The organism is Caballeronia zhejiangensis, assembly GCF_022879815.1.
In the GTDB taxonomy this organism is placed as follows: domain Bacteria; phylum Pseudomonadota; class Gammaproteobacteria; order Burkholderiales; family Burkholderiaceae; genus Caballeronia; species Caballeronia zhejiangensis.
Genome location: NZ_CP084283.1, coordinates 433,553 through 453,933, shown reverse-complemented (window position 1 = coordinate 453,933; position 20,381 = coordinate 433,553). Strand labels below are relative to the sequence as shown.

Annotated in this window: 19 protein-coding genes and 1 tRNA gene; 13 read left to right on the top strand and 7 right to left on the bottom strand. The window is 63.2% G+C overall.

What is annotated here, in order from left to right:
- The first annotated feature begins 148 nt into the window (after positions 1–148).
- From LDZ23_RS02170 to LDZ23_RS02140, 7 genes are all read left to right on the top strand, one after another.
- A complete protein-coding gene (locus LDZ23_RS02170; protein ID WP_034470819.1) occupies positions 149–877 on the top strand; it encodes a response regulator transcription factor in 729 nt (242 codons plus the stop codon).
- Between the two features lie 5 nt (positions 878–882).
- The gene (locus LDZ23_RS02165) at positions 883–2,454 is read left to right on the top strand and encodes a sensor histidine kinase (RefSeq protein WP_008351363.1); all 1,572 of its coding nucleotides are present in this window, start codon (positions 883–885) and stop codon (positions 2,452–2,454) included.
- Between the two features lie 233 nt (positions 2,455–2,687).
- Positions 2,688–4,346: an MFS transporter gene (locus LDZ23_RS02160; RefSeq protein WP_008351365.1), complete on the top strand. Its 1,659-nt coding sequence runs from the start codon at positions 2,688–2,690 to the stop codon at positions 4,344–4,346.
- Between the two features lie 88 nt (positions 4,347–4,434).
- Positions 4,435–4,511 (top strand) — tRNA-Met (locus LDZ23_RS02155).
- A gap of 119 nt (positions 4,512–4,630) precedes the next feature.
- Positions 4,631–5,491, top strand: coding sequence for a MurR/RpiR family transcriptional regulator (locus LDZ23_RS02150; RefSeq protein ID WP_244807706.1), 861 nt, complete (start codon positions 4,631–4,633; stop codon positions 5,489–5,491).
- Between the two features lie 107 nt (positions 5,492–5,598).
- Positions 5,599–6,930 (top strand): aspartate aminotransferase family protein, encoded by a 1,332-nt coding sequence (locus LDZ23_RS02145; RefSeq protein WP_244807705.1) that lies wholly within the window; start codon positions 5,599–5,601, stop codon positions 6,928–6,930.
- Positions 6,931–6,938: 8 nt separating this feature from the next.
- Entirely contained in the window at positions 6,939–7,493 is a 555-nt protein-coding gene (locus tag LDZ23_RS02140; protein ID WP_175979832.1) for a carboxymuconolactone decarboxylase family protein, read from the top strand.
- A 16-nt stretch (positions 7,494–7,509) separates the two neighbouring features.
- On the opposite strand, the gene LDZ23_RS02135 is transcribed toward LDZ23_RS02140, so the two are convergent.
- On the bottom strand, positions 7,510–8,397 hold the full coding sequence (locus tag LDZ23_RS02135; protein WP_244807704.1) for a glutamate/aspartate ABC transporter substrate-binding protein: 888 nt from the start codon (positions 8,395–8,397) through the stop codon (positions 7,510–7,512).
- A 312-nt stretch (positions 8,398–8,709) separates the two neighbouring features.
- On the opposite strand from LDZ23_RS02135, the gene LDZ23_RS02130 reads away from it, so the two are divergent.
- Complete coding sequence (locus tag LDZ23_RS02130) at positions 8,710–9,201, top strand: hypothetical protein (protein WP_008351375.1); 492 nt, start codon at positions 8,710–8,712, stop codon at positions 9,199–9,201.
- 321 nt (positions 9,202–9,522) lie between these two features.
- Here LDZ23_RS02130 and LDZ23_RS02125 read toward each other — a convergent pair whose 3' ends face one another.
- Genes LDZ23_RS02125 through LDZ23_RS02115 form a run of 3 tightly spaced genes read right to left on the bottom strand, consistent with a single transcriptional unit; the run spans position 9,523 to position 11,447 of the window.
- A complete protein-coding gene (locus LDZ23_RS02125) occupies positions 9,523–9,918 on the bottom strand; it encodes a hypothetical protein (protein ID WP_008351376.1) in 396 nt (131 codons plus the stop codon).
- Positions 9,919–9,926: 8 nt separating this feature from the next.
- Positions 9,927–10,475, bottom strand: coding sequence for an outer membrane protein assembly factor BamE (locus LDZ23_RS02120; protein WP_244808099.1), 549 nt, complete (start codon positions 10,473–10,475; stop codon positions 9,927–9,929).
- 42 nt (positions 10,476–10,517) lie between these two features.
- Complete coding sequence (locus LDZ23_RS02115) at positions 10,518–11,447, bottom strand: peptidoglycan DD-metalloendopeptidase family protein (protein ID WP_033536531.1); 930 nt, start codon at positions 11,445–11,447, stop codon at positions 10,518–10,520.
- Between the two features lie 314 nt (positions 11,448–11,761).
- On the opposite strand from LDZ23_RS02115, the gene LDZ23_RS02110 reads away from it, so the two are divergent.
- On the top strand, positions 11,762–12,013 hold the full coding sequence (locus tag LDZ23_RS02110) for a GlsB/YeaQ/YmgE family stress response membrane protein (RefSeq protein WP_008351379.1): 252 nt from the start codon (positions 11,762–11,764) through the stop codon (positions 12,011–12,013).
- 58 nt (positions 12,014–12,071) lie between these two features.
- On the opposite strand, the gene LDZ23_RS02105 is transcribed toward LDZ23_RS02110, so the two are convergent.
- Complete coding sequence (locus LDZ23_RS02105) at positions 12,072–12,731, bottom strand: DedA family protein (RefSeq protein WP_008351380.1); 660 nt, start codon at positions 12,729–12,731, stop codon at positions 12,072–12,074.
- A 182-nt stretch (positions 12,732–12,913) separates the two neighbouring features.
- Complete coding sequence (locus tag LDZ23_RS02100; protein WP_244807703.1) at positions 12,914–14,215, bottom strand: esterase/lipase family protein; 1,302 nt, start codon at positions 14,213–14,215, stop codon at positions 12,914–12,916.
- A 502-nt stretch (positions 14,216–14,717) separates the two neighbouring features.
- Between LDZ23_RS02100 and mutL the strand changes: the two genes are divergently transcribed.
- The 3 genes from mutL to LDZ23_RS02085 all read left to right on the top strand — a co-directional run bounded on the left by mutL (position 14,718) and on the right by LDZ23_RS02085 (position 18,216).
- Positions 14,718–16,679: a DNA mismatch repair endonuclease MutL gene (gene mutL / locus LDZ23_RS02095; protein WP_175979827.1), complete on the top strand. Its 1,962-nt coding sequence runs from the start codon at positions 14,718–14,720 to the stop codon at positions 16,677–16,679.
- The gene (miaA, locus tag LDZ23_RS02090) at positions 16,676–17,623 is read left to right on the top strand and encodes a tRNA (adenosine(37)-N6)-dimethylallyltransferase MiaA (protein ID WP_244807702.1); all 948 of its coding nucleotides are present in this window, start codon (positions 16,676–16,678) and stop codon (positions 17,621–17,623) included. Before mutL ends, miaA begins: the two co-directional genes overlap by 4 nt.
- 155 nt (positions 17,624–17,778) lie before the next feature.
- Positions 17,779–18,216: a hypothetical protein gene (locus LDZ23_RS02085; protein WP_244807701.1), complete on the top strand. Its 438-nt coding sequence runs from the start codon at positions 17,779–17,781 to the stop codon at positions 18,214–18,216.
- Positions 18,217–18,279: 63 nt separating this feature from the next.
- Here LDZ23_RS02085 and purM read toward each other — a convergent pair whose 3' ends face one another.
- Entirely contained in the window at positions 18,280–19,335 is a 1,056-nt protein-coding gene (purM, locus tag LDZ23_RS02080) for a phosphoribosylformylglycinamidine cyclo-ligase (RefSeq protein ID WP_244807700.1), read from the bottom strand.
- A 250-nt stretch (positions 19,336–19,585) separates the two neighbouring features.
- On the opposite strand from purM, the gene hda reads away from it, so the two are divergent.
- Positions 19,586–20,380 (top strand): DnaA regulatory inactivator Hda, encoded by a 795-nt coding sequence (hda, locus tag LDZ23_RS02075; RefSeq protein WP_008351391.1) that lies wholly within the window; start codon positions 19,586–19,588, stop codon positions 20,378–20,380.
- Position 20,381: the final 1 nt, after the last annotated feature.

Here is a 20,381-nt window from a genome sequence, read left to right as displayed (position 1 = left end):
GTCGCGGCGTGGCGCAGCTTTTTTTCCACGTCGCCCAAGCACGCAAGAACCACGAACACCTGGAGACCGCCGCGCCGGGCGACACACGGTGCCGGCAATGCCGATGCGCTTCATCGCGCATGCATGGCGTACAAAGGCGCACACGACGATGCGAATCCTCATTGCCGAAGACGACAGCATACTCGCGGACGGGCTCGTCCGATCACTCCGCCAATCGGGATACGCCGTCGACCATGTGAAGCATGGCGTCGAAGCGGACACCGCCCTTTCCCTGCAAACTTTCGACCTGCTGATCCTCGATCTCGGCCTGCCGCTGATGCCCGGTCTCGAGGTGCTGCGCCGCCTGCGCGCGCGCAATTCGCAGATGCCCGTGCTGATCCTCACCGCCGCCGATTCCGTCGACGAGCGCGTGAAAGGTCTCGATCTCGGCGCGGACGATTACATGGCGAAGCCCTTCGCGCTCAACGAACTCGAAGCGCGCGTCCGTGCGCTCACGCGCCGCGGCGCGGGCGGCGGTCCGACCGTCGTCCGGCACGGCTCGCTCGCCTTCGATCAGATCGGGCGCATTGCGACCATCGGCGATCAGGTCATCGATCTTTCGGCGCGCGAGCTCGGCGTGCTCGAAGTGCTGCTGCAGCGAACCGGCCGGCTCGTATCGAAGGAGCAGCTCGTCAATCACCTGTGCGAGTGGGGCGAGGAAGTCAGCAATAACGCGATCGAGGTCTACGTGCATCGGCTACGGAAGAAGATCGAGCCGAGCGGCGCGAAGATCATCACGGTACGCGGTCTCGGTTACACGCTGGAGAAAGCGGCCGCCACGACGAACGGCGCGGGCGGGCCGCACGCCGGCGAGTCCGCCAGCCATCACTATAAGTAGGCCGCATGGCGTCGCCCGTTTCCCACGAAACTCAGCGAAACGCACAAGCGAACGACGACTCCGACGCGCTGCGCGACGCGCGCTACGCGAATCCGTTCGCGCCGCCCGACGAGCTCGAGCCCGACGCCGAAACGCATCCACGCTCGCTCTTCGGCGAGATTCTCGACTGGATGCTCGCGCCGCTGCTGCTGCTCTGGCCGATGAGCATCGCGGTGACGTATCTGGTCGCGAAATCGATCGCGAACGGGCCGTTCGACCGCGCGCTCGAAGCCGACGCCTACGTGCTTGCGCGCCAGATTCAGCCGGTAAACGGCGTCGCGGAACTCCGCCTGCCCGACGCGACGCGCGATTTCCTGCGCGCCGATAACGTCGACAGCGTGTTTTTCCAGGTGCTCGGCACGCGCGGCGAACTCGTCGGCGGCGATCGCGACATGCCCTTGCCGCACGACGACGATCGTCCGCAGCCGGGCATCGTCGAGTTTCGCGACGATGTGCTGCGCGGCAACGATATCCGCGTCGCATACACGACGGTCGATCTGCCCGGCCTCGCGCCCGGGCGCGATCCGCACAGCGCGCAGCCGGTGCTCGTGCAGGTTGCGGAGACCCTCGACAAGCGCAGCCAGCTCGCCAACGACATCATCAAGGGCGTGATCCTGCCGCAGTTCGTGATCCTGCCGCTCGCGATCATCCTCGTATGGTTCGGGCTTTCGCGCGGGCTCGCGCCGCTGCACGCGCTGCAGTCGAACATCCGCGCGCGCCGCCCCGACGATCTCTCGCCGCTGCAGGCCGGCAGCGCGCCGCCGGAGATCGCGCCGCTCGTCGCGTCGTTCAACGACCTGCTCACGCGCCTCGAACAGAACATGGAGTTCCAGAAGCGCTTCATCGCCGATGCCGCGCATCAGATGAAAACGCCGCTCGCGGGCCTGCGCATGCAGGCGGAACTCGCGATGCGCCAGGACGTCTCGACGGAAGTGCAGCGCTCGCTAGAACAGATCGCGATGAGTTCCGAGCATGCCGCGCGTCTCGTCACGCAATTGCTCGCGCTCGCGCGCGCCGAGAATCGCGCGACGGGGCAGATATTCACGCGCATCGTCCTGACCGATCTCGCGCGGCTCGCGGTGCGCGACTGGGTTCAGGCGGCGCTCGCGAAACGCATGGATCTCGGTTATGAGGAGCCGCCGTTTGCGGTCGAAGTGGAAGGCAATGTCGTGATGCTGCGCGAGATGCTGTCGAACCTGATCGACAACGCGATCCGCTACACGCCGGCGGGCGGGCGCATCACCGTACGCGTGCGGACCGACGACGACGATCTCGATCTCGTGCATCTGGAAGTGGAAGACACGGGACTCGGCATTCCGGCGGCAGAACGCGAGCGCGTGGTCGAGCGCTTCTATCGCATTCTCGGGCGCGACGGCGACGGCAGCGGACTCGGTCTTGCCATCGTCAAGGAGATCGCGGCGATGCACGGCGGCGCGCTCGCCATCGAGGATCACGTGTATCAGGACAGCCCGCGACTCGCCGGAACGCTTGTCCGCGTCAGTCTTCAGCGGGTTTTTCCTGCCCGGGACAAACCCTGAGCGCGAGCGCGGCAGATTCGCATTTCGCGCGCACGAAGCACGAGCATAGACGAATTTAGACGGTCGTTCGCATCACATATGCGCGGCTTCGGCGCAAATCGTCGTTTCGGACGTCACTCGCGTCCGGACACGCCGCGTCAGAACGCCGTAAGTTTTCGTTCCAATAATCCTTTGCACCGGGAGCCGCCTTATCGCGGACCGATGTAATCGAAAATCAGAACAGGAGACGATGCATGGCTACGGTCGAAGGGCGCGTGTCACACGCACCGATGACGGCGGAGGAGAAGAAGGTCATCTTCGCTTCGTCGCTCGGCACGGTGTTCGAATGGTATGACTTCTATCTGGCGGGCTCGCTCGCCGTCTATATCAGCAAGACCTTCTTCTCGGGCGTCAATCCGACGGCCGGCTTCATCTTCACCTTGCTGGGCTTCGCGGCGGGCTTCGCGGTGCGTCCGTTCGGCGCGATCGTGTTCGGGCGGCTCGGCGACATGGTCGGGCGCAAGTACACGTTCCTCGTGACGATCGTCATCATGGGTCTGTCGACGTTCCTGATCGGCTTCCTGCCGGGATACGCGACCATAGGCATCGCGGCGCCGATCATCTTCATCGCAATGCGGTTGTTGCAAGGCCTCGCGCTCGGCGGCGAATACGGCGGCGCGGCGACGTATGTCGCGGAACATGCGCCGTCGAACAAGCGCGGCGCGTGGACGGCGTGGATCCAGACCACGGCGACGCTCGGCCTCTTCATCTCGCTGATCGTGATTCTCGCGGTCCGCACGATCATGGGCGAAGAGCAGTTCGGCGCTTGGGGCTGGCGCATTCCGTTCCTCGTATCGATCCTGCTGCTCGCGATCTCGGTGTGGATTCGGATGAAACTGCATGAATCGCCGGTGTTCGAGCGCATCAAGGCGGAAGGCAAGACCTCGAAGGCGCCGCTCAAGGAAGCGTTCGGCGAGTGGAAGAACCTGAAGATCGTGCTGCTCGCGCTCTTCGGTCTGACGGCGGGACAGGCGGTCGTGTGGTACACGGGCCAGTTCTACTCGCTCTTCTTCCTCACGCAGACGCTCAAGGTCGATGGCACCAGCGCGAACATCATGGTCGCGGTGGCGCTGCTGATCGGTACGCCATTCTTCGTGTTCTTCGGGTCGCTGTCGGATCGTATCGGCCGCAAGCCGATCATCATGGCGGGCTGCCTGATTGCCGCGCTCTCCTTCTTCCCGCTCTTCAAGGCGCTCGCGCACTACACGAATCCGACGCTCGAAGCCGCGACGCAGAAGTCGCCGATCGTCGTCATCGCCGATCCGGGCGAGTGCTCGTTCCAGTTCAATCCGGTGGGCACGGCGAAGTTCACGAGCTCGTGCGATATCGCGAAGAGCGCGCTGTCGAAGGCCGGTCTCAACTATGAGAACGTGGCGGCGCCGGCGGGCACGCAGGCGCAGATCAAGGTCGGCGAAACGGTGGTGAACACGTACGACGGCAAGGCCGCCGACGCGAAGACGCAAGGCGCGGCGTTCGACAAGACGCTCGCCGGCACGCTGAAGAGCGCGGGTTATCCGGCAAAGGCCGATCCGGCGCTGATCAACTGGCCGATGGCGATCGTGGTGCTGACGATCCTCGTGATCTTCGTGACGATGGTCTACGGCCCGATCGCGGCGATGCTGGTCGAGATGTTCCCGGCGCGCATCCGCTATACGTCGATGTCGCTGCCGTATCACATCGGCAATGGCTGGTTCGGCGGCTTCCTGCCGGCGACCGCGTTCGCGATCGTCGCCGCGAAGGGCGATATCTACTCGGGCTTGTGGTATCCGATCGTGATCGCGTTGATCACCTTCGTGATCGGCATGCTGTTCGTGAAGGACACGCGCAAGTCGAATGTCTATCACGAGGATTAATCGACGGGCTTCTGCGCGATTTGTTAAATAAATCGCGCAGAAGGGGTTGACACCCGCTTCGACGCTCGCCATAATCTCGTCTTCTTTCGGCGAATTAGCTCAGTCGGTTAGAGCGACGGAATCATAATCCGCAGGTCCGGGGTTCGAGTCCCTGATTCGCCACCAGCTTCAAGAAAAAGCCGCTGTTCCACAAGGACAGCGGCTTTTTTGTTTTCTGCGCGCGACCGCTCTCCACGTCGCGCTCATGCTTAAATAGCGCGTCCGCTTCCTCAAGCATCCAGAACGTGCCCACCTTCGACCAACTCGCGGCGACGATCCGCGACCGCTTCCCCGATCTGAGCCCGCAATTCCAGGCCGGCGCCGCCTTCCTTCTCGACTATCCCGACGAAGTCGCCGTCCTCTCGATGCGCAAGGTCGCCGAGCGCGCCAAGGTCCAGCCCGCCGCGATGGTCCGTCTCTCCCAGCAACTCGGCTTCCCCGGCTGGAACGAGTTGCGCGAAATTTTCGTGAGCCGCGTACGCACGCGCCCCGAACCGCTGACGACGCGCGCCCGTTCGCTCGTCAAAGGCGGCGCCGACAATCACCTGAGCCGCGATCTCGCACACGCGCAATCGCACAATCTCGAACTCACGCTCGCGCAAAACGCGCAGAGCGTCGTCGATACGGCGAAGACGCTCAAGAAAGCGCCGCATGTGCACGTCGCGGGCTTTCGGTCGTGCTATCCCGTCGCGTTCGGCCTGCTTTATGGATATCGCCTGTTTCGGCCGTCGGTGAGTCTGGTCAGCGGCGAAGCGGGCACGCTCGAAATGCAACTGCGCGGCATCGAGAAAAAGCACGCGGTGGTCGTCGTCAGCTTTGCACCGTATTCCGTCGAAGCCGTGCGCGTCGCGCAGGCGGCGATCGAGCGCGGCGCGAAACTCATCACGCTCACTGACAGCGCCGTGTCGCCCATCGCGCTGAACGCCGATCACACGCTGATCTTCGCGCACGAATCGCCGTCGTTCTTTCCGTCGCTCGTCGCGGCGTCGGCGCTGGCGGAGATGCTCGTCGCGCATCTGCTCGCGCTCGAAGGCAAGGACGCCGTCGCACATCTCGAACAGGCCGAAGCCGCGCTGCACGCGCACGGCGCCTACGCGGCGAGCTAATCGGCCGAGCGTTGCGTCACACGCGATATTGAAAACATATGTTGTTATCACGCTAGAATGCCACATCGCGTGTTGCACGCGCATTCCGCATTCGAAAGGCAGGCACCATGACCACGGTATTTCATCGCGCGCCGCGCGCCACGCTTCCGGTCGCCGTCCGCGGCGACGGCATCCAGATCGTCGATTCGACCGGCAAACGCTACATCGATGCATGCGGCGGCGCAGCCGTCTCGTGTCTCGGACACAGCCATCCGCGCGTGATCGAAGCCATCCAGCGGCAAGTGCAGCAGTTGCCGTACGCGCACACGTCGTTCTTCACGACCGAGCCCGCCGAAGAACTCGCCGACCGGCTCATCGATGCCGCGCCGAAAAATCTCGGCCACGTCTACTTCGTGTCCGGCGGCTCCGAAGCGATGGAAGCCGCGCTCAAGCTCGCGCGCCAGTATTTCGTCGAGAAAGGCGAACCCGCGCGCCGGCATTTCATCGCGCGCCGGCAGAGCTATCACGGCAACACGCTCGGCGCGCTCGCGATCGGCGGCAACGCGTGGCGGCGCGAGCCCTTCCTGCCGATGCTGATCGAAGCGCATCACGTCACGCCCTGCTTCGCGTATCGCGAACAGCGGGCGGGCGAAACCGACGAAGCCTTCGCGCAACGTCTCGCCGATGAACTCGAAGCGAAGATTCTCGAACTCGGAGCCGAATCGGTGGCGGCGTTCGTCGCGGAAACGGTCGTCGGCGCGACGGCGGGCGCGGTGCCGCCCGTGCGCGAATACTTCCGCAAGATCCGCGCGGTCTGCGACAAATACGGCGTGCTGCTGATCCTCGACGAAGTGATGTCGGGCATGGGCCGCACGGGTCATCTGTTCGCGTGCGAGGAAGACGGCGTGTCGCCCGATATTCTCGCGATCGCGAAGGGTCTCGGCGCGGGCTATCAGCCGATCGGCGCGACGCTCGTCAGCAACGCGATCTTCGATACGATCGTCGGCGGCTCGGGCTTCTTTCAGCACGGCCACACGTATATCGGTCACGCGACGGCGTGCGCCGCGGCGCTCGAAGTGCAGAAAGTCATCGCCGAAGACAAACTGCTCGACAACGTGAGGGCGCGCGGCGAACAACTGCGCGCGTTGCTGCGCGAGCGGCATGCGGATCATCCGTTCATCGGCGATGTGCGCGGCCGCGGCCTGTTCACCGGCGTCGAACTGGTTCAGGATCGCGCGGGCAAGATGCCGTTCGATCCGAAGCACAGGCTGCACGCGCTCATCAAGAGCGAGGCGATGAAGCGCGGCCTCATGGTGTATCCGATGGGCGGCACCGTCGACGGCCGCATCGGCGATCACGTGCTCATCGCGCCGCCGTTCATCACGACGAGCGCGCAAATCGAGACGATCGTCGAGCGGCTCTCCGATTCAATCGATGGCGCGCTTTCCGTCATCCAGTGAGAACAAACATGAAGAAGCGACTTCCCGATTTCGACATCGCGCAGGCTTCCGATGCGCAAAGAGCCGTGTTGCAGGACATCGTGAGCGGACCGCGCGGCAATCTGAACGGGCCGTTTCTCGGTTGGATCTTCAGCCCGGAACTCGCGCAGCACGCGCAAAAACTCGGCGCGTTCTGCCGCTACGAGACCGGCCTGCCGCTGCGCCTTTCCGAGCTTGCGATTCTCGTGACCGCGGCGCGCTGGCGCTCGCAGGCGGAATGGCACATTCATCATCCGATCGCGCTCGATGCCGGCCTGCCCGCCGATCTCGCCGAAGCGCTGCGCACGGGAAAGACGCCGACATTCGCCGATGCCGACGACAAGCTCATCTTCGATTTCGCCAGCGAACTCTACGACACGAAGCGCGTGAGCGATGCAACCTACGACGCCGCCGTCGCACGCTTCGGGCACACGGTCGTCGTGAATCTCGTCGGCTTGCTGGGCTATTACGCGCTCGTCGCGATGACCCTCAACACGTTCGCGATGCGCGCCGAAGGGCAGACGGATCTGCCCTTCGCGGAATGACGCGCGCGCCGTCGCGCTATTCGAACGCCTTGTCGTTCGGTTCGGCGTAGAGCTTCTGCATCGCTTCGCTCATCGGAAAATCGAAGTTGATGTTCTTCGGCGGCACCGGCTTCATGAACCACTTGTCGTACATCGTCTTGATCTCGGGGCTTTTCATCACCTGACTCATGGCGTCGTCGACGAGCTTTTTAAACTCGGGATCGTCGCGACGCATCATGAAGCCGTACGCCTCCGACGACTGCGGCGTGCCGACGAGCACCCAGTCCGACGGCTTCGCCGTCAGCGAGCGCGTGCCGGCGAGCAGCACGTCGTCCATCATGTAGGCCACCGCGCGGCCGGTTTCGAGCGTCGCGCGCCCTTCGCCGTAATCCTTCGCGCTGATGATGCTCATGTTCATCTTCTTCTCTTCGTTCATCTTGCGAAGAATGCGCTCGGACGTCGTGCCCTGATTCGTCACGACGGTCTTGCCCGCGAGATCGGGAAAGTCCTTGATGCCGGAATCCTTTTTCGTCAGCAGACGCGTCGTGGCGACAAAGAACGTGTCCGAAAACGCGACCTGATTCTGCCGCGACGTGAGATTCGTCGTCACGCCGCATTCGAGATCGACCGTGCCGTTCTGCACGAGCGAAATCCGATTCTGCGATGTCACCGGAATGAAGCGCACGCGTAGATCCGGATGCTTCGTTTTCGCCTTGACCGCATCGATCACCTTGTTGCACACGTCCTGCGAAAAGCCGATGACGTCGTTGTTCGCATCGACGTACGAAAACGGCACCGACGTCTCGCGATGCCCGATCGCGATGAGATTGGCGCTCTGGACCTTGGCAATCGTGGATTGGCCGTAGCTTGCGCCCGCAACCAGAGATAACGCGACAGTCGATGTGATCAACGACGCAAATTTCATGACGTCCTCTTTGAGAGTGGAATGATACATATGTTGCCATCGACAAAATTAACGCAACATATGTATTCACCCTAGGCCACATCGCACGGCGGCCTCTTGCGACTTTTACTTACAAATGTCACAGCACATGCGTCCACCGCCGTCGTCGCGCGGCGTTATAGCTGGCAGGCATCCGGCGGTTACGCGCCTTAAGACACAGCTAATTTTCCGGTGCGATGATGCTTCCAACGTCAAACGCATCCAACGCATTCCGCGTCCCGGCGCGACAGACAGCACCGGCGTTAAGCGAACACCTTTTTCGGGAGCTCTGCCGTGAAGAAGAAATCGACGAACATGAAATCCGCCCGTCCCGCGATGTCGCCGCTTCTGCGCGCGCTGACCTACAGCCGCGCCGCCCGCGAACCGATGATCGACGCGATGCTGCTGCGCTGCTATGTGGCGCTCGACGCGTTTCATCGCGGACACGGATCGCAGCCGCTCTTCATGACGCTATGCCGTCACATGTTGGTCGCGGAAGAGTTGTGCCAGTTGGGCCACGCGGCGGAATGCGACCACGACATCACGCTTGCGCACGAAGCGCTCGTCGAACTGGACGCGCGTCATTCGGACGAAGGCGTCTGGACGCTCGATGCCGGTCAGCACGCACGTCTGTGCACGGCGCTCGCCGTTTTCGCGGCGCAACTGGAAGAAGCGACGCTCGAGCACATCGCGCAGGCGGAAGCGCGCATGGTCACGCAATCGCTCGTCGCGGCGAACATGCGTTCGGGTATCGGGCGTGTGGAAACGGTGTCGTCGGCCGACTGAAGATCGCTTCGCGGATCGGGACTTCCCCGCAGATGCTTATCAATTTGCGAATGTGTTTGCGAGCGTACATTCTTAGGAATGGCCATTTGCAATACTTTTTCCAGCGCACGGGGGGCAGCAGCAAAACGCGCTGAGAGACCGACAAACAGGATGGGCGGCACTCGATCAGGTCGTGGGTAAAAGCAAAGCGCGAGAATAAAAAAGCAAAGCGCGAGTTTTTGCCAACGGCGCGACGAGTCGCAGGCGAAAGAGGCCAGCGCCCCGACAAAGAAGCTCAAAAGCCGGCATTCGCCGGCTTTTTCTTTGATGCCGTTGGATCGGTCAGCGGACGGCCGCGAACACGGTGCGCGCGCACTCGCTGCACCAATGGCGCGACACCGCATCGGGAGTCGCATCCCAAACGTGACCGTACGCGCATCGCCAGCTCAAGGGCGTCGCGGCATCGACATAGCGGTGCGAAAGCAGCGCGCCGCCGCGCGCTTGCGCGATGTCCTGCAGACGCTTCGTCTCCAATTCGCGCCGCTCGGTCGCGCAATTCATGCAGCGCACGTTCTGCGCGATGTCGAGCGTCTTGTCCCAGCGATGCCCGCGCCCGCAATCCCAGAGCACAAGCTGCTTTGCGCCGGCCTGGCGCGACGCCTGATCGCGATAGCGCGACGCTTCGTCCATCAGGCGAAGGCGCGTGTCGTATGTCACCGAGTCACTCATCGTCGTCATGCCCGGAATCAGCGTTGACCGCCGCGGATCGCTTCGGACCGCGACGTCGTCGCCACGGTGCCATCCGGACCGAAGTGCACGTTGAACATGGCGTCCTGATTCACGCCGTCTTCGAGCCAGTGCCAGCTCCAGACGCGCTCCTTCTTCAGCCGATACTCCGCGATTTCGGTCGGCTTGCCGAGCAGTCTGCGCACTTCGTCCATCGTCATGCCGAGGCGCACTTTCGCGAAGTTCTCGGCGGTCAGCACCTGCGTCACGGAAACGAAATGCCCGCGGGGGTCGAGATCGACCATGTAGGTGTTCGTGCCCGCCGGGCCGCGCGGATATTCGAGGCGCTTGCTTCCGTCGGTGAACGTGCGCTCCGTCTCGGGTTCGCCCATTTGGTCGCGGATCTGCGCCTCGGTCGTCACGCCGGGCTGCAGGTTCTTGAGCAGCAAGTTGTCCGGCTTCACTGCATTGAAAAATGCCTTGAGCTTGTTCAACGCTTCCTCGCTCTGCTGCTGCTCGCAGCCGGAAAGCAGCGACGTCAGCGACGCCGCGGTCAGCGCGGCGATCATGATCTTCTTCACCTTTCGGCTCCCTTCCCGCCCGGCCAGGAATCAGCCGCCGGCCGCGCCGAGCAACGGCATCGGATCGACCGCGGTGCCCGACTTTCTCACTTCGAAATGCAGCGCGGGCGTGCCGCCCGGGCCGGTGCCCATGTCGGCGATGGTCGCGCCCTGCTTGACGGAATCGCCTTCCTTCACGAGCAGCTTCTCGTTGTACGCGTAGGCGGTCAGATAATCGTTGCCGTGCTTGACGATGATCATGCGCCCGTAGGAACGCAAGCCGCTTCCCGCATACACGACCTTGCCCGACGCCGCTGCCTTGACTGGCTGCCCGACCTTGCCTTCGATGTCGATGCCCTTGTTGCCGCTCGCGCCGAACTTGCGCACGACGTCGCCGTGCGCGGGCCAGACGAAGGTGCCCTTGGATGCAGTCGCGGTGACTGCGGATTGATGTTCTTCGCTGGCCGCAGCGGCGGGCTTTTCCGCCGCTGGCTTCTGCGCCACCGATTTCTCCGGCGTCGGCAGAAGCGGCGGCTGCGCCATCTTCGATCCGACGCTCGCCGAACTCACCGTCGTTGACGACGCACCCGGCGGCATCACGCGCAACACCTGCCCGACGTTCACCTGCCTGCTTTCCGGCAACGTGTTCCACTTGGCCAGATCAGCGGGCTTCTGCTTGAAGGTGCGCGAAATGCCGTAAAGCGTGTCGCCCGGCTTAACGCGATAAAAGCCCGGTTCGACGGGCGCGGGTGTCGTCGGCCCGAGCGGCACGACTGGCGCGGGCGTCACGATCGGCGACCCGCTCTGCACCACCGGCGGCGCGCTCAGCGCGGAACTTTCGACGATCGGCGCGGGCTCGCGCGGCGTCGATGAACATCCCGTCAATCCGGCAGCCAACCCCGCTGCGAGCGCCACGCCCGCGATCGCCCCGCGCGGGCCCGATCCGAAACCTTCCTTGTGCATCACCACCAGCTTTCTCATGCTTGTCGTCTTGAACTTTTTCAACCAATTCCGCCAGCATAAAACATTACAGATACAAATTCGCCTCAGTGACCTAAACGACACACTTCGCCCAAGCGCCGACCGAACCTTTTGGCAATCCAAATTTTTGACGTATTTTGCCCCGGCCATGTGTCATCTGTCGTCCGCGCTGTTTGCCGACGCTGCATCGACAATCCTTGACAGTTGACAATCCCCCGCCACGGTCATTTCCGCTACATTGCCCGCGCCCGATTGCAGGTCCCGCCTGCGTCCCGCATCTCTCAATTCGACTGGAGTCTCAACGCATGCAAATCATGCAACACGGAATCATCCTCAGCCTCATCATCGGCGGCGTGGCGGGCTGGCTCGCCGGCCTCATCATGAACGGCAGCGGCTTCGGCGTGATCGTCGACATTCTCGTCGGCATCGTCGGCGGCGTGATCGGCGGATGGCTCTTCAGCACGCTCGGCATCTCATTCGGCGGCGGCATCCTCGGCACGCTGATCACCGCGGTGATCGGCGCGGTCGTGCTGCTTTTCGTGATCCGCCTGTTCCGGCGCCGTTGAGCGGTTTCGCGGCGTGAGCGAGGCCGGCATCCGACGGCCTCGCGCATCCCGCTCTTCCTCAAGCCTTAGAATTGCGACGGCTCATCTTCCATAGCGCGCCGATCGCCACCGGCACGATGGCCGCGCCGATCCCCACCAGCACGATCACGTTCAGATACTGCTTGATGAACGGAATGTTGCCGAAGAAATAGCCGAGCAACACGAGCAACAGCACCCAGATGAGCGCGCCCAGAATATTGAAGAGCTGGAAGCGCCCGTGACTCATCGACGACACGCCCGCGACGAACGGCGCGAACGTCCGCACCACCGGCACGAAACGCGCGATCACGATCGTCTTGCCGCCGTGCTTCTCGTAGAAGTTGTGGGTTTTCTGCAGCGCGGCGCGGTCCAGAAAGCGCTCGAGCACGGGAATGTTCGTATCGAAAACTTTCGGCCCGATGGCGCGGCCGATCCAGTAATTCACCGTGTTCCCGGTCACGGCCGCGATGAGCAGGAGCGCGATCAGCGCGAAGAGATCCATTTCGTGCGACGCGGCGAACGCGCCGCCGATGAACAGCAGCGAATCGCCCGGCAGGAACGGAAACACGACGAGCCCGGTTTCGCAGAACACGATCAGGAACAACACCGCGTACACCCAGGCGCCGTAATTCTGGATGAAGACACCGAGCGACTTGTCGATGTGAAGGATGAGTCCCAGGAATTGCAGCAACGTGTCCAAAAATCTTTCCTCAAAAAGTAAGCCGGCGCCGGAAAAGCGGCGCATCGGCAACAAATGCGGGAGTCGCGCCATGATACCGAAGTGGCGCGGCGCCGGGCTCGCTCACACGAATGTTCACCCGGAAGCGCGCGCAACCCGGCGCCCGAAAGCCCCACAGGAAAGATCAGGCTCCGGCCGGGTCGCTAAATTGGCAGCGCCTTGTTATAGGCCGCGATTTTCCCAAAAAATTCCTCCAGCCACTCGAGCGTCGTGCTGCCGACCGGCTGCACGATGCCGATATGATCCACGCCGGCGATCGGAGGATGAACGTACCAGACGCCCTTCTTCGGCGGATGAGCGGGGTTGTCCCCGACGAACTCGTGCGCGTGCCCGATCGGGTACTGCGCCGACGGAACCGGGACGCAACCGTCATTGGGACGCCAGTTCAGGAATCCGCCCGCAAGATCCCTTTCATTGAGGCCGAGCGCCGCGCCGCCGCCGAGGAGCAACGGGTTCATGTTCGACATCGGAACACGCGTGTCGGCGAGGCCGGGCACCGTTCCATCGGCGCAATACGACGCGTAATAAGTGTGCGGCGACGTCTTTACCCAGATGTTCTGCAGTCGGGCCGCGGCGAAGGAAAGATCGTAGATTGCGCTGTCAGTCGTCTTCCAGGCCTTGCTGAGGATGATCTTTTTGGCGTATTCGACCAGATCCTCGCCCTTCTCGCGGTGGATGCCCCACTGCTTCAAGTCGAAGTCGAAAAGCAGATCGCGGTTATCGGCGCCGCACAGGCTCGCCAGGCTCAATAGCAGGTCGGACATCGGCTCGCCGAGATCGTCTGCGACCGGGGTGCCGTTGTTGACGCCAGCGATGGACGTGATGCTATGTACCCATTGCTTGCCGCCCTTGAAGAGTTCGGAGGTGCCGGCTTCCCGCGAACTCGGCGCGAAGGCAATTTCATCCGGATCGCCATGTTCCAGCAATTGCACGAGAGTGCGGATGGTCGGACCGCCCATGCTGTGCCCGATCAGATGAACCTTGTGTTCTTCGCTCCATTCGGGAAATACGCCGGGATACGAACGTCCATAACGTTCGTGGCCGTAACGCGCCGAATGCACCGCGCCGTAATCCACCACGCCGCCCTTCAAGAAATAATAAAGCTCGCAGGCCCGGTCCCAGTTACTGGATAACGGTCCGACCGCAGGGGTGAAAGTCTGGTAACCCCTATTATTGAGATATTCCTGAATATCGCCTGTGCCGCCGAAATAGTGATAAATCTTGCTCGTCAGCCTTTCGCGACCCCAACCGCAAAACCCATGCACGAGCACATTCGGAAAGTTGTTTCCGCTTTTACCGTTTGCCGCCACACGACTCTTCTGAGTTTTTGCTTCCGCGTTCTTATGACTGGAATGCGCGCCTGCCTGCTGGCCTTTCGTCGGCGGCGCTTCGGTCACGGCATGATTTCCAGTCGGTTTCTTTTTTTCTGAAGCGATACGGGACATGAATTATCCTTTTTCTGAAGTTTCGAAAACATAACCCAATACATTTGGCCTCCGGCGGAATCCCGTGGCTGAATCGCTCCGCATTTGCGGATAACCGGCATGATCAAAATCGTCGCGGCCATACGAAAACTCTTAAACAATTAATGCCCGAAATGATTATTAGGCCGTAACGATTACCCGATTCAACGGTCGCGAACGCGCGCATTCGAAACACGAACGAATTCATATCTCCGCAGGAATCGCCGCCTCGATGGCAAACAAATTGGCGGTGCGAGAAATATTGCGTGAGTGAGATCGACGGATTCATTGCGCGCGGCCTGGCAGAACTCTCTTGCGGCGGCGTAATGCATTGTACGCGTGGACCCGAAAAAAACTCAGTAATGCAAATAAATTGCGGCGCAAGAAAGTCCCGCTCTGGCCCGCGCTCTTGGATACGTGCGCGCCCGGACCGATGCAGCCGGCCACCCGAAGCCCGAACGTTGCGAATCGTTATAATTTCGCCATGTCCGACCTAAACGAAACCTCCGCTGGCGCTTCGACAGCCGATGCCGGGCGCCGTCCGCGCGCCATCGCCCCGCTGCCCGATCAGCTCATCAGCCAGATTGCCGCTGGCGAAGTGGTGGAGCGGCCTGCGTCGGTCGTCAAGGAACTGCTGGAAAACGCACTCGACGCCGGCGCGACGACACTGCGCATCACGCTCGACGAAGGCGGCGTGAAACGCATCGTGATCGCCGACGACGGCTGCGGCATTCCGCCGAACGAGCTTCCGCTCGCGCTGATGCGCCACGCGACCAGCAAGATCCGCTCGCTCGCGGAACTCGAAGCCGTTGCGACGCTCGGGTTTCGCGGCGAGGCGATTGCGTCGATCGCGTCGGTTGCGGAACTGTTCATCACGAGCCGCACCGAAAGCTGCCCGCACGCGACGCGCATCGACGCGCAAACCGGCGCCATCTCGCCCGCCGCGGGCACCGTCGGCACGACAATGGAAGTGCGCGAGCTGTATTTCAACACGCCCGCGCGCCGCAAATTCCTGAAGAGCGAGCAGACCGAGCTCGGGCATTGCCTCGACGTGATTCGCCGCACGGCGCTCGCACGGCCCGACGTCGCGATTTCAGTGATGCACAACGGCAAAGCCGTCGAGCACTGGAACGCGAGCGATCCGCAGACGCGCGTCGCGAAGATTCTCGGCGAGGTGTTCGAAACCGCGCATCTGCCGCTCGACGAACGCGCCGGGCCGCTTGCGGTCTACGGCTGCGCGGGTTTGCCGACCGCGAGCCGCGGGCGCGCCGATCAGCAATATTTCTTCGTGAACGGCCGCTTCGTGCGCGACAAGCTGCTCACGCACGCCGTGCGCGCCGCGTATGAAGATGTGCTGCACGGCAATCGCTATCCGGCGTACGTGCTGTTTCTCGATTTGCCGCCCGAATCCGTCGATGTGAACGTGCATCCGTCGAAGATCGAAGTGCGCTTTCGCGATTCGCGCTCGATTCATCAATACGTCTTTCACGCCGTGCAGCGCGCGCTGGCGCGGCATGCGGGCGCGTCGCCGGAAACGACGGCGGGCGGACACGCGGCGCAATTGCAGCCGACCGGCCCGGCTTCGTTCAGCGCAAAGCCTTTCGCCGGCACGCCGGATTCGCTCACGCTGAAAAGCGAGAACGGCACGAACTGGATGCGCCAGTCGCGCATGACGCAGGGCACGCTCCCCGTCGCGCAGCCGCTCGCGCTTTACGACGCGCTGTTCGGTCGCAAGGACATCGGCGCGGGTACGTCAGGCGCGACGACGACCATCGACACGCCGTATCCGTCGATGAACGAGCGCCCTCCCGCGCCGCTGATCGCCAGTGACAGTGCGGACAGTGCGCTCGATCACGCCGATGAACAGCCGCTCGGTTTCGCCGTCGGCCAGATTCACGGCATCTATGTTTTGGCGCAGAACGCGCGCGGCCTCGTGATCGTCGACATGCATGCCGCGCACGAGCGCATTCTTTACGAGCAATTCAAGCACGCGCTCGCCGATCGCGCGATCGCGGTGCAGCCCCTGCTGATTCCCGTGTCGATGACAGCGGAGCCAGTCGAGATCGGCATCGTCGAGGAAGAGCGCGCGACGCTCGATGCGCTCGGCTTCGATCTCGCGGTGTTGTCGCCGACGTCGATCGCGATCCGCGCCGTGCCCGCGTTGCTGAAGGACGCCGACCTGCAATCGCTCGCGCGCGCCGTGCTCGCCGATCTGCACGCGTATGGCGGCTCGCGCGTGCTCACCGAACGTCAGCACGAATTGCTCGGCACGCTCGCGTGTCATAACGCGGTGCGCGCGAATCGCCGGCTCACGCTCGACGAGATGAACGCGCTCCTGCGCCAGATGGAAGCGACCGAGCGCGCCGATCAGTGCAATCACGGCCGTCCGACGTGGTATCAGCTCACGCTCGCCGATCTCGACCGACTCTTCATGCGCGGACAATGAGCGCTTCCGCCTTGCCTGTTGCGTGTCTTCTCGGGCCGACGGCGTCGGGAAAGACCGCGGCCGCGCTCGCGTTCGCGGCGCTGCATCCGGTGGAAATCGTCAGCGTGGATTCGGCGCTCGTCTATCGCGAGATGGATATCGGCACGGCCAAGCCGAACGCCGAGGAGCGCGCGGCGGCGCCGCATCATCTGATCGATATCATCGATCCCGCCGAAACGTATTCCGCCGCGCAGTTTCGTGCGGATGCGCTGCGGCTCGTCGGCGAGATCGTCGCGCGCGGCAACGTGCCGTTGCTGGTCGGCGGGACGATGCTGTACTACAAGGCGCTGACACAAGGCCTGAACGATCTGCCGACCGCCGATGCCGACGTGCGCGCCGCCCTCGACGCCGACGCCGCCCGCGATGGCTGGCCCGCGCTGCATGCGCGGCTCGCGGCGGTCGATCCGCAAACCGCCGCGCGGCTTGCGCCGAACGACTCGCAGCGCATCCAGCGCGCGCTCGAAATCTTCATGCTGTCCGGCCAGCCGATGTCCGCGCTGCTCGCCGCGCCGCGCGTTCAGGATGCGGATGCGCCGTATCGCTTCGTGCCGGTCGCGCTGGAGCCGTCGGATCGCGCGGTGCTGCATGCGCGCATCGCCGCACGTTTCGATGCGATGCTCGCGCACGGCTTCATCGACGAAGTGCGCGCGTTGCGTGCGCGCGGCGATCTGGATCTTTCGATGCCGTCGATGCGCTGTGTCGGCTATCGGCAAGCGTGGGACTATCTCGACGGCACGACGGGTTACGACGAGATGCGCGACAAGGGCATTTTCGCGACGCGGCAGTTGTGCAAGCGGCAGTTGACGTGGCTGCGCGCGATGCCGGAGCGAGTCGTGGTGGATTGCTGCGCGGGGGACGCGACGGAGCGGGCGGTAGCAGCGATTAGGAAAACTTCGAAAGTCTGAAAAGTCATACTGAAATTTTGCACACGATCGTTCTATAAGCTCAGTATCAAAAGGCTTGGCTGAGCGGCGCCACTGCGCCACGGGCTTGCCAATGTCAGACAGTCACGGCCGCGACCGAAAGCTTCCAAGGCAGGAAGGACACTTTAACGCTCCTGATGCCGCGGCTGTCGTTTCCGTCCGGCGATACAGCGTTGATGCCACCTGGCTTGAAGATGTACGTGCCGCGCTACGAGGCGCTTACGACGTTCCTTCGGGTCGATCTATCCGAAAAATACAGCGACCCACGCACGCTCGATCAATTGAGCGCGTGGTACAAGCGAGAAATCCAATCGTTTGGCGGCCATCGCTACATGCGGGTGCAGGGGACCTCTATCGGGCTGCTCACGGAGAGCGCGAACTGGATCGTCGAATACAACGGCGCGTTGTACAAGGGCGAGTTGCTTACACCCGGATTGCGCCCGCCTTACCTGCCCAACGGCGTTTCGCACGTCGATCCAAGACCGGCCTATAACAAGACAGCTATGGACTTCCTCCTCACGCAACTGGGGCCGAATCCGCAGCAAATTCGGTCGCCTTACATGCGGCCGATGTAATCCCCAAACAAAAAACCCTCGCACTTCGCGAGGGTCTTTCTTATCAGCGCGACAACGGCACTATCAAACCACCACCGTCTGCGCCTCACCTTCCTTGCTCTCGCGCACGACGCCGATCTTCCACACCTGCTCGCCGGCGCCCGACAACAGGCCGGTTGCCGCATCGGCATCTTCCGCCGCAACGATCACCGCCATGCCGATACCGCAGTTGAACACGCGATGCATCTCCGCATCCGCGACGCCGCCGTGCTTCTGCAGCCACGCGAACAGCGGCGGCAGCGGCCACGCGCGATGATCCAGCTCCGCCGTCAGCCCATCGCGCAGCACGCGCGGAATATTCTCGACGAGACCGCCGCCCGTGATATGCGCCATGCCCTTCACCCTGACGCTTTGCATCGCCGACAAGAGCGGCTTCACGTAGATGCGCGTGGGCGCCATCAGCGCGTCGGCAAGCGTCCGGCCGTCGAAATCGGCGTTGAGATCCGGATTCGCGCGCTCGATGATCTTGCGCACCAGCGAATAACCGTTCGAGTGGATGCCGCTCGATGCCAGGCCCAGCACGACATCGCCCGGCTTGATCGTGCTGCCGTCGATGATCTTGCTCTTTTCCACCGCGCCGACCGCGAAGCCCGCGAGGTCGTATTCGCCGTCCGGATACATGCCCGGCATTTCCGCCGTCTCGCCGCCGATCAGCGCGCAGCCCGCCAGCTCGCAGCCCGTGGCGATGCCCTTCACGACGTCCGCCGCGGTGTCGACATCCAGCTTGCCGCACGCGAAGTAATCGAGGAAGAAGAGCGGCTCGGCGCCCTGCACGAGAATGTCGTTGACGCTCATCGCGACGAGATCCTGGCCGACCGTGTCATGCCGGTTCAGCGTGAACGCGAGGCGCAGCTTCGTGCCGACGCCGTCCGTGCCCGATACGAGCACCGGCTCCTTGTACTTCTTCGGCACCTCGAAGAGCGCGCCGAATCCGCCGATGCCGCCCAGCACGCCGTCGCGCAACGTTTTCTTGGCAAACGGCTTGATCCGGTCGACGAGCGCGTCGCCCGCGTCGATGTCCACGCCCGCGTCGCGATACGACAAACCTTGGGCGTCCGGTGCGGATTTCGGTTGATTCATGGAGGGAGGAGCAAGAAGGTCGGTAAAATGCGATTTTACCCGATGATGACCCGTCGACGGTCGGCCAGCCGGATTTTCCCGCGCACGCCAGAATCCGCGAAGGCGCTTTTTTCGAGATCGCAGACAATCTCAGAAGCGCCCGAGCCATTGGCGCGCAGGGCCGTCCGCCGCGGCTTTGCGCGTATACCCGCAGCTCATCCGGCAGTTTTCAAGATTCGCCCGACTCAAGGCCCGACGATACCGATCTCCCGTGCAACGCCAACTGACGCTCGATCTGGGCACGCCGCCGCCCGCCACCTTCGATAACTTTTTCGCCGCCGGCAATCACGAACTGATCGCGCGGCTGCGCGAACTCGAAGGCGCGCTCGCGGCCGGGCCGGTCGCCGACCGCACGTTCTACGTGTGGGGCGAGCCGGGCAGCGGCCGCAGCCACCTGCTGCAGGCGCTCACGCACGAGGCGAACGGCCATGCGCGCTATCTCGGCCCGCAGAGCGCGCTCAACGCATTCGGGTTCGATCCGCGCGTGACGCTTTACGCCGTCGACGATTGCGACCGCCTTTCCCCCGCGCAGCAGATCGCCCTTTTCAATCTCTTCAACGAAGTGCGCGCATATCCGGCGAGCGCGCTCGTGGCCACCGGCAACGACGCGCCGCTCGCGCTCACGGTCCGCGAAGACCTGCGCACGCGGCTCGGCTGGGGCCTCGTGTTCCATCTTCAGCCGCTTTCCGACGAAGCGAAGGCATCGGTGCTGAAGCACGCGGCGCGCGAACGCGGCATCGTGCTCGCCGACGACGTGCCCGCCTATCTGCTCACGCACTTTCGCCGCGACATGCCGAGCCTCATGGCCCTGCTCGACGAACTCGACCGCTTCTCCCTGGAACAAAAGCGCGCGGTGACGCGAGCGCTGCTGCGCACGATGCTCCAGCAAACCGGCCGGGCCGCGCCCCTCGTTCCCGTATCGGCGCCGGAAGAAACGCCCGCCGATCCGAACGGCCCCGAATCCGGCCCCGCCGCGCCGGACAACGATCCGACCCGCTTCAAGTAGA

Coding starts and splice junctions, on each gene's coding strand:
- LDZ23_RS02170 (WP_034470819.1), top strand. CDS start 149: ATGCGAATCCTCATTGCCGAAGACGACAGCATACTCGCGGACGGGCTC.
- LDZ23_RS02165 (WP_008351363.1), top strand. CDS start 883: ATGGCGTCGCCCGTTTCCCACGAAACTCAGCGAAACGCACAAGCGAAC.
- LDZ23_RS02160 (WP_008351365.1), top strand. CDS start 2,688: ATGGCTACGGTCGAAGGGCGCGTGTCACACGCACCGATGACGGCGGAG.
- LDZ23_RS02145 (WP_244807705.1), top strand. CDS start 5,599: ATGACCACGGTATTTCATCGCGCGCCGCGCGCCACGCTTCCGGTCGCC.
- LDZ23_RS02140 (WP_175979832.1), top strand. CDS start 6,939: ATGAAGAAGCGACTTCCCGATTTCGACATCGCGCAGGCTTCCGATGCG.
- LDZ23_RS02135 (WP_244807704.1), bottom strand. CDS start 8,397: ATGAAATTTGCGTCGTTGATCACATCGACTGTCGCGTTATCTCTGGTT.
- LDZ23_RS02125 (WP_008351376.1), bottom strand. CDS start 9,918: ATGACGACGATGAGTGACTCGGTGACATACGACACGCGCCTTCGCCTG.
- LDZ23_RS02120 (WP_244808099.1), bottom strand. CDS start 10,475: ATGATCGCCGCGCTGACCGCGGCGTCGCTGACGTCGCTGCTTTCCGGC.
- LDZ23_RS02115 (WP_033536531.1), bottom strand. CDS start 11,447: ATGAGAAAGCTGGTGGTGATGCACAAGGAAGGTTTCGGATCGGGCCCG.
- LDZ23_RS02110 (WP_008351379.1), top strand. CDS start 11,762: ATGCAACACGGAATCATCCTCAGCCTCATCATCGGCGGCGTGGCGGGC.
- LDZ23_RS02100 (WP_244807703.1), bottom strand. CDS start 14,215: ATGTCCCGTATCGCTTCAGAAAAAAAGAAACCGACTGGAAATCATGCC.
- mutL (WP_175979827.1), top strand. CDS start 14,718: ATGTCCGACCTAAACGAAACCTCCGCTGGCGCTTCGACAGCCGATGCC.
- miaA (WP_244807702.1), top strand. CDS start 16,676: ATGAGCGCTTCCGCCTTGCCTGTTGCGTGTCTTCTCGGGCCGACGGCG.
- LDZ23_RS02085 (WP_244807701.1), top strand. CDS start 17,779: ATGCCGCGGCTGTCGTTTCCGTCCGGCGATACAGCGTTGATGCCACCT.
- purM (WP_244807700.1), bottom strand. CDS start 19,335: ATGAATCAACCGAAATCCGCACCGGACGCCCAAGGTTTGTCGTATCGC.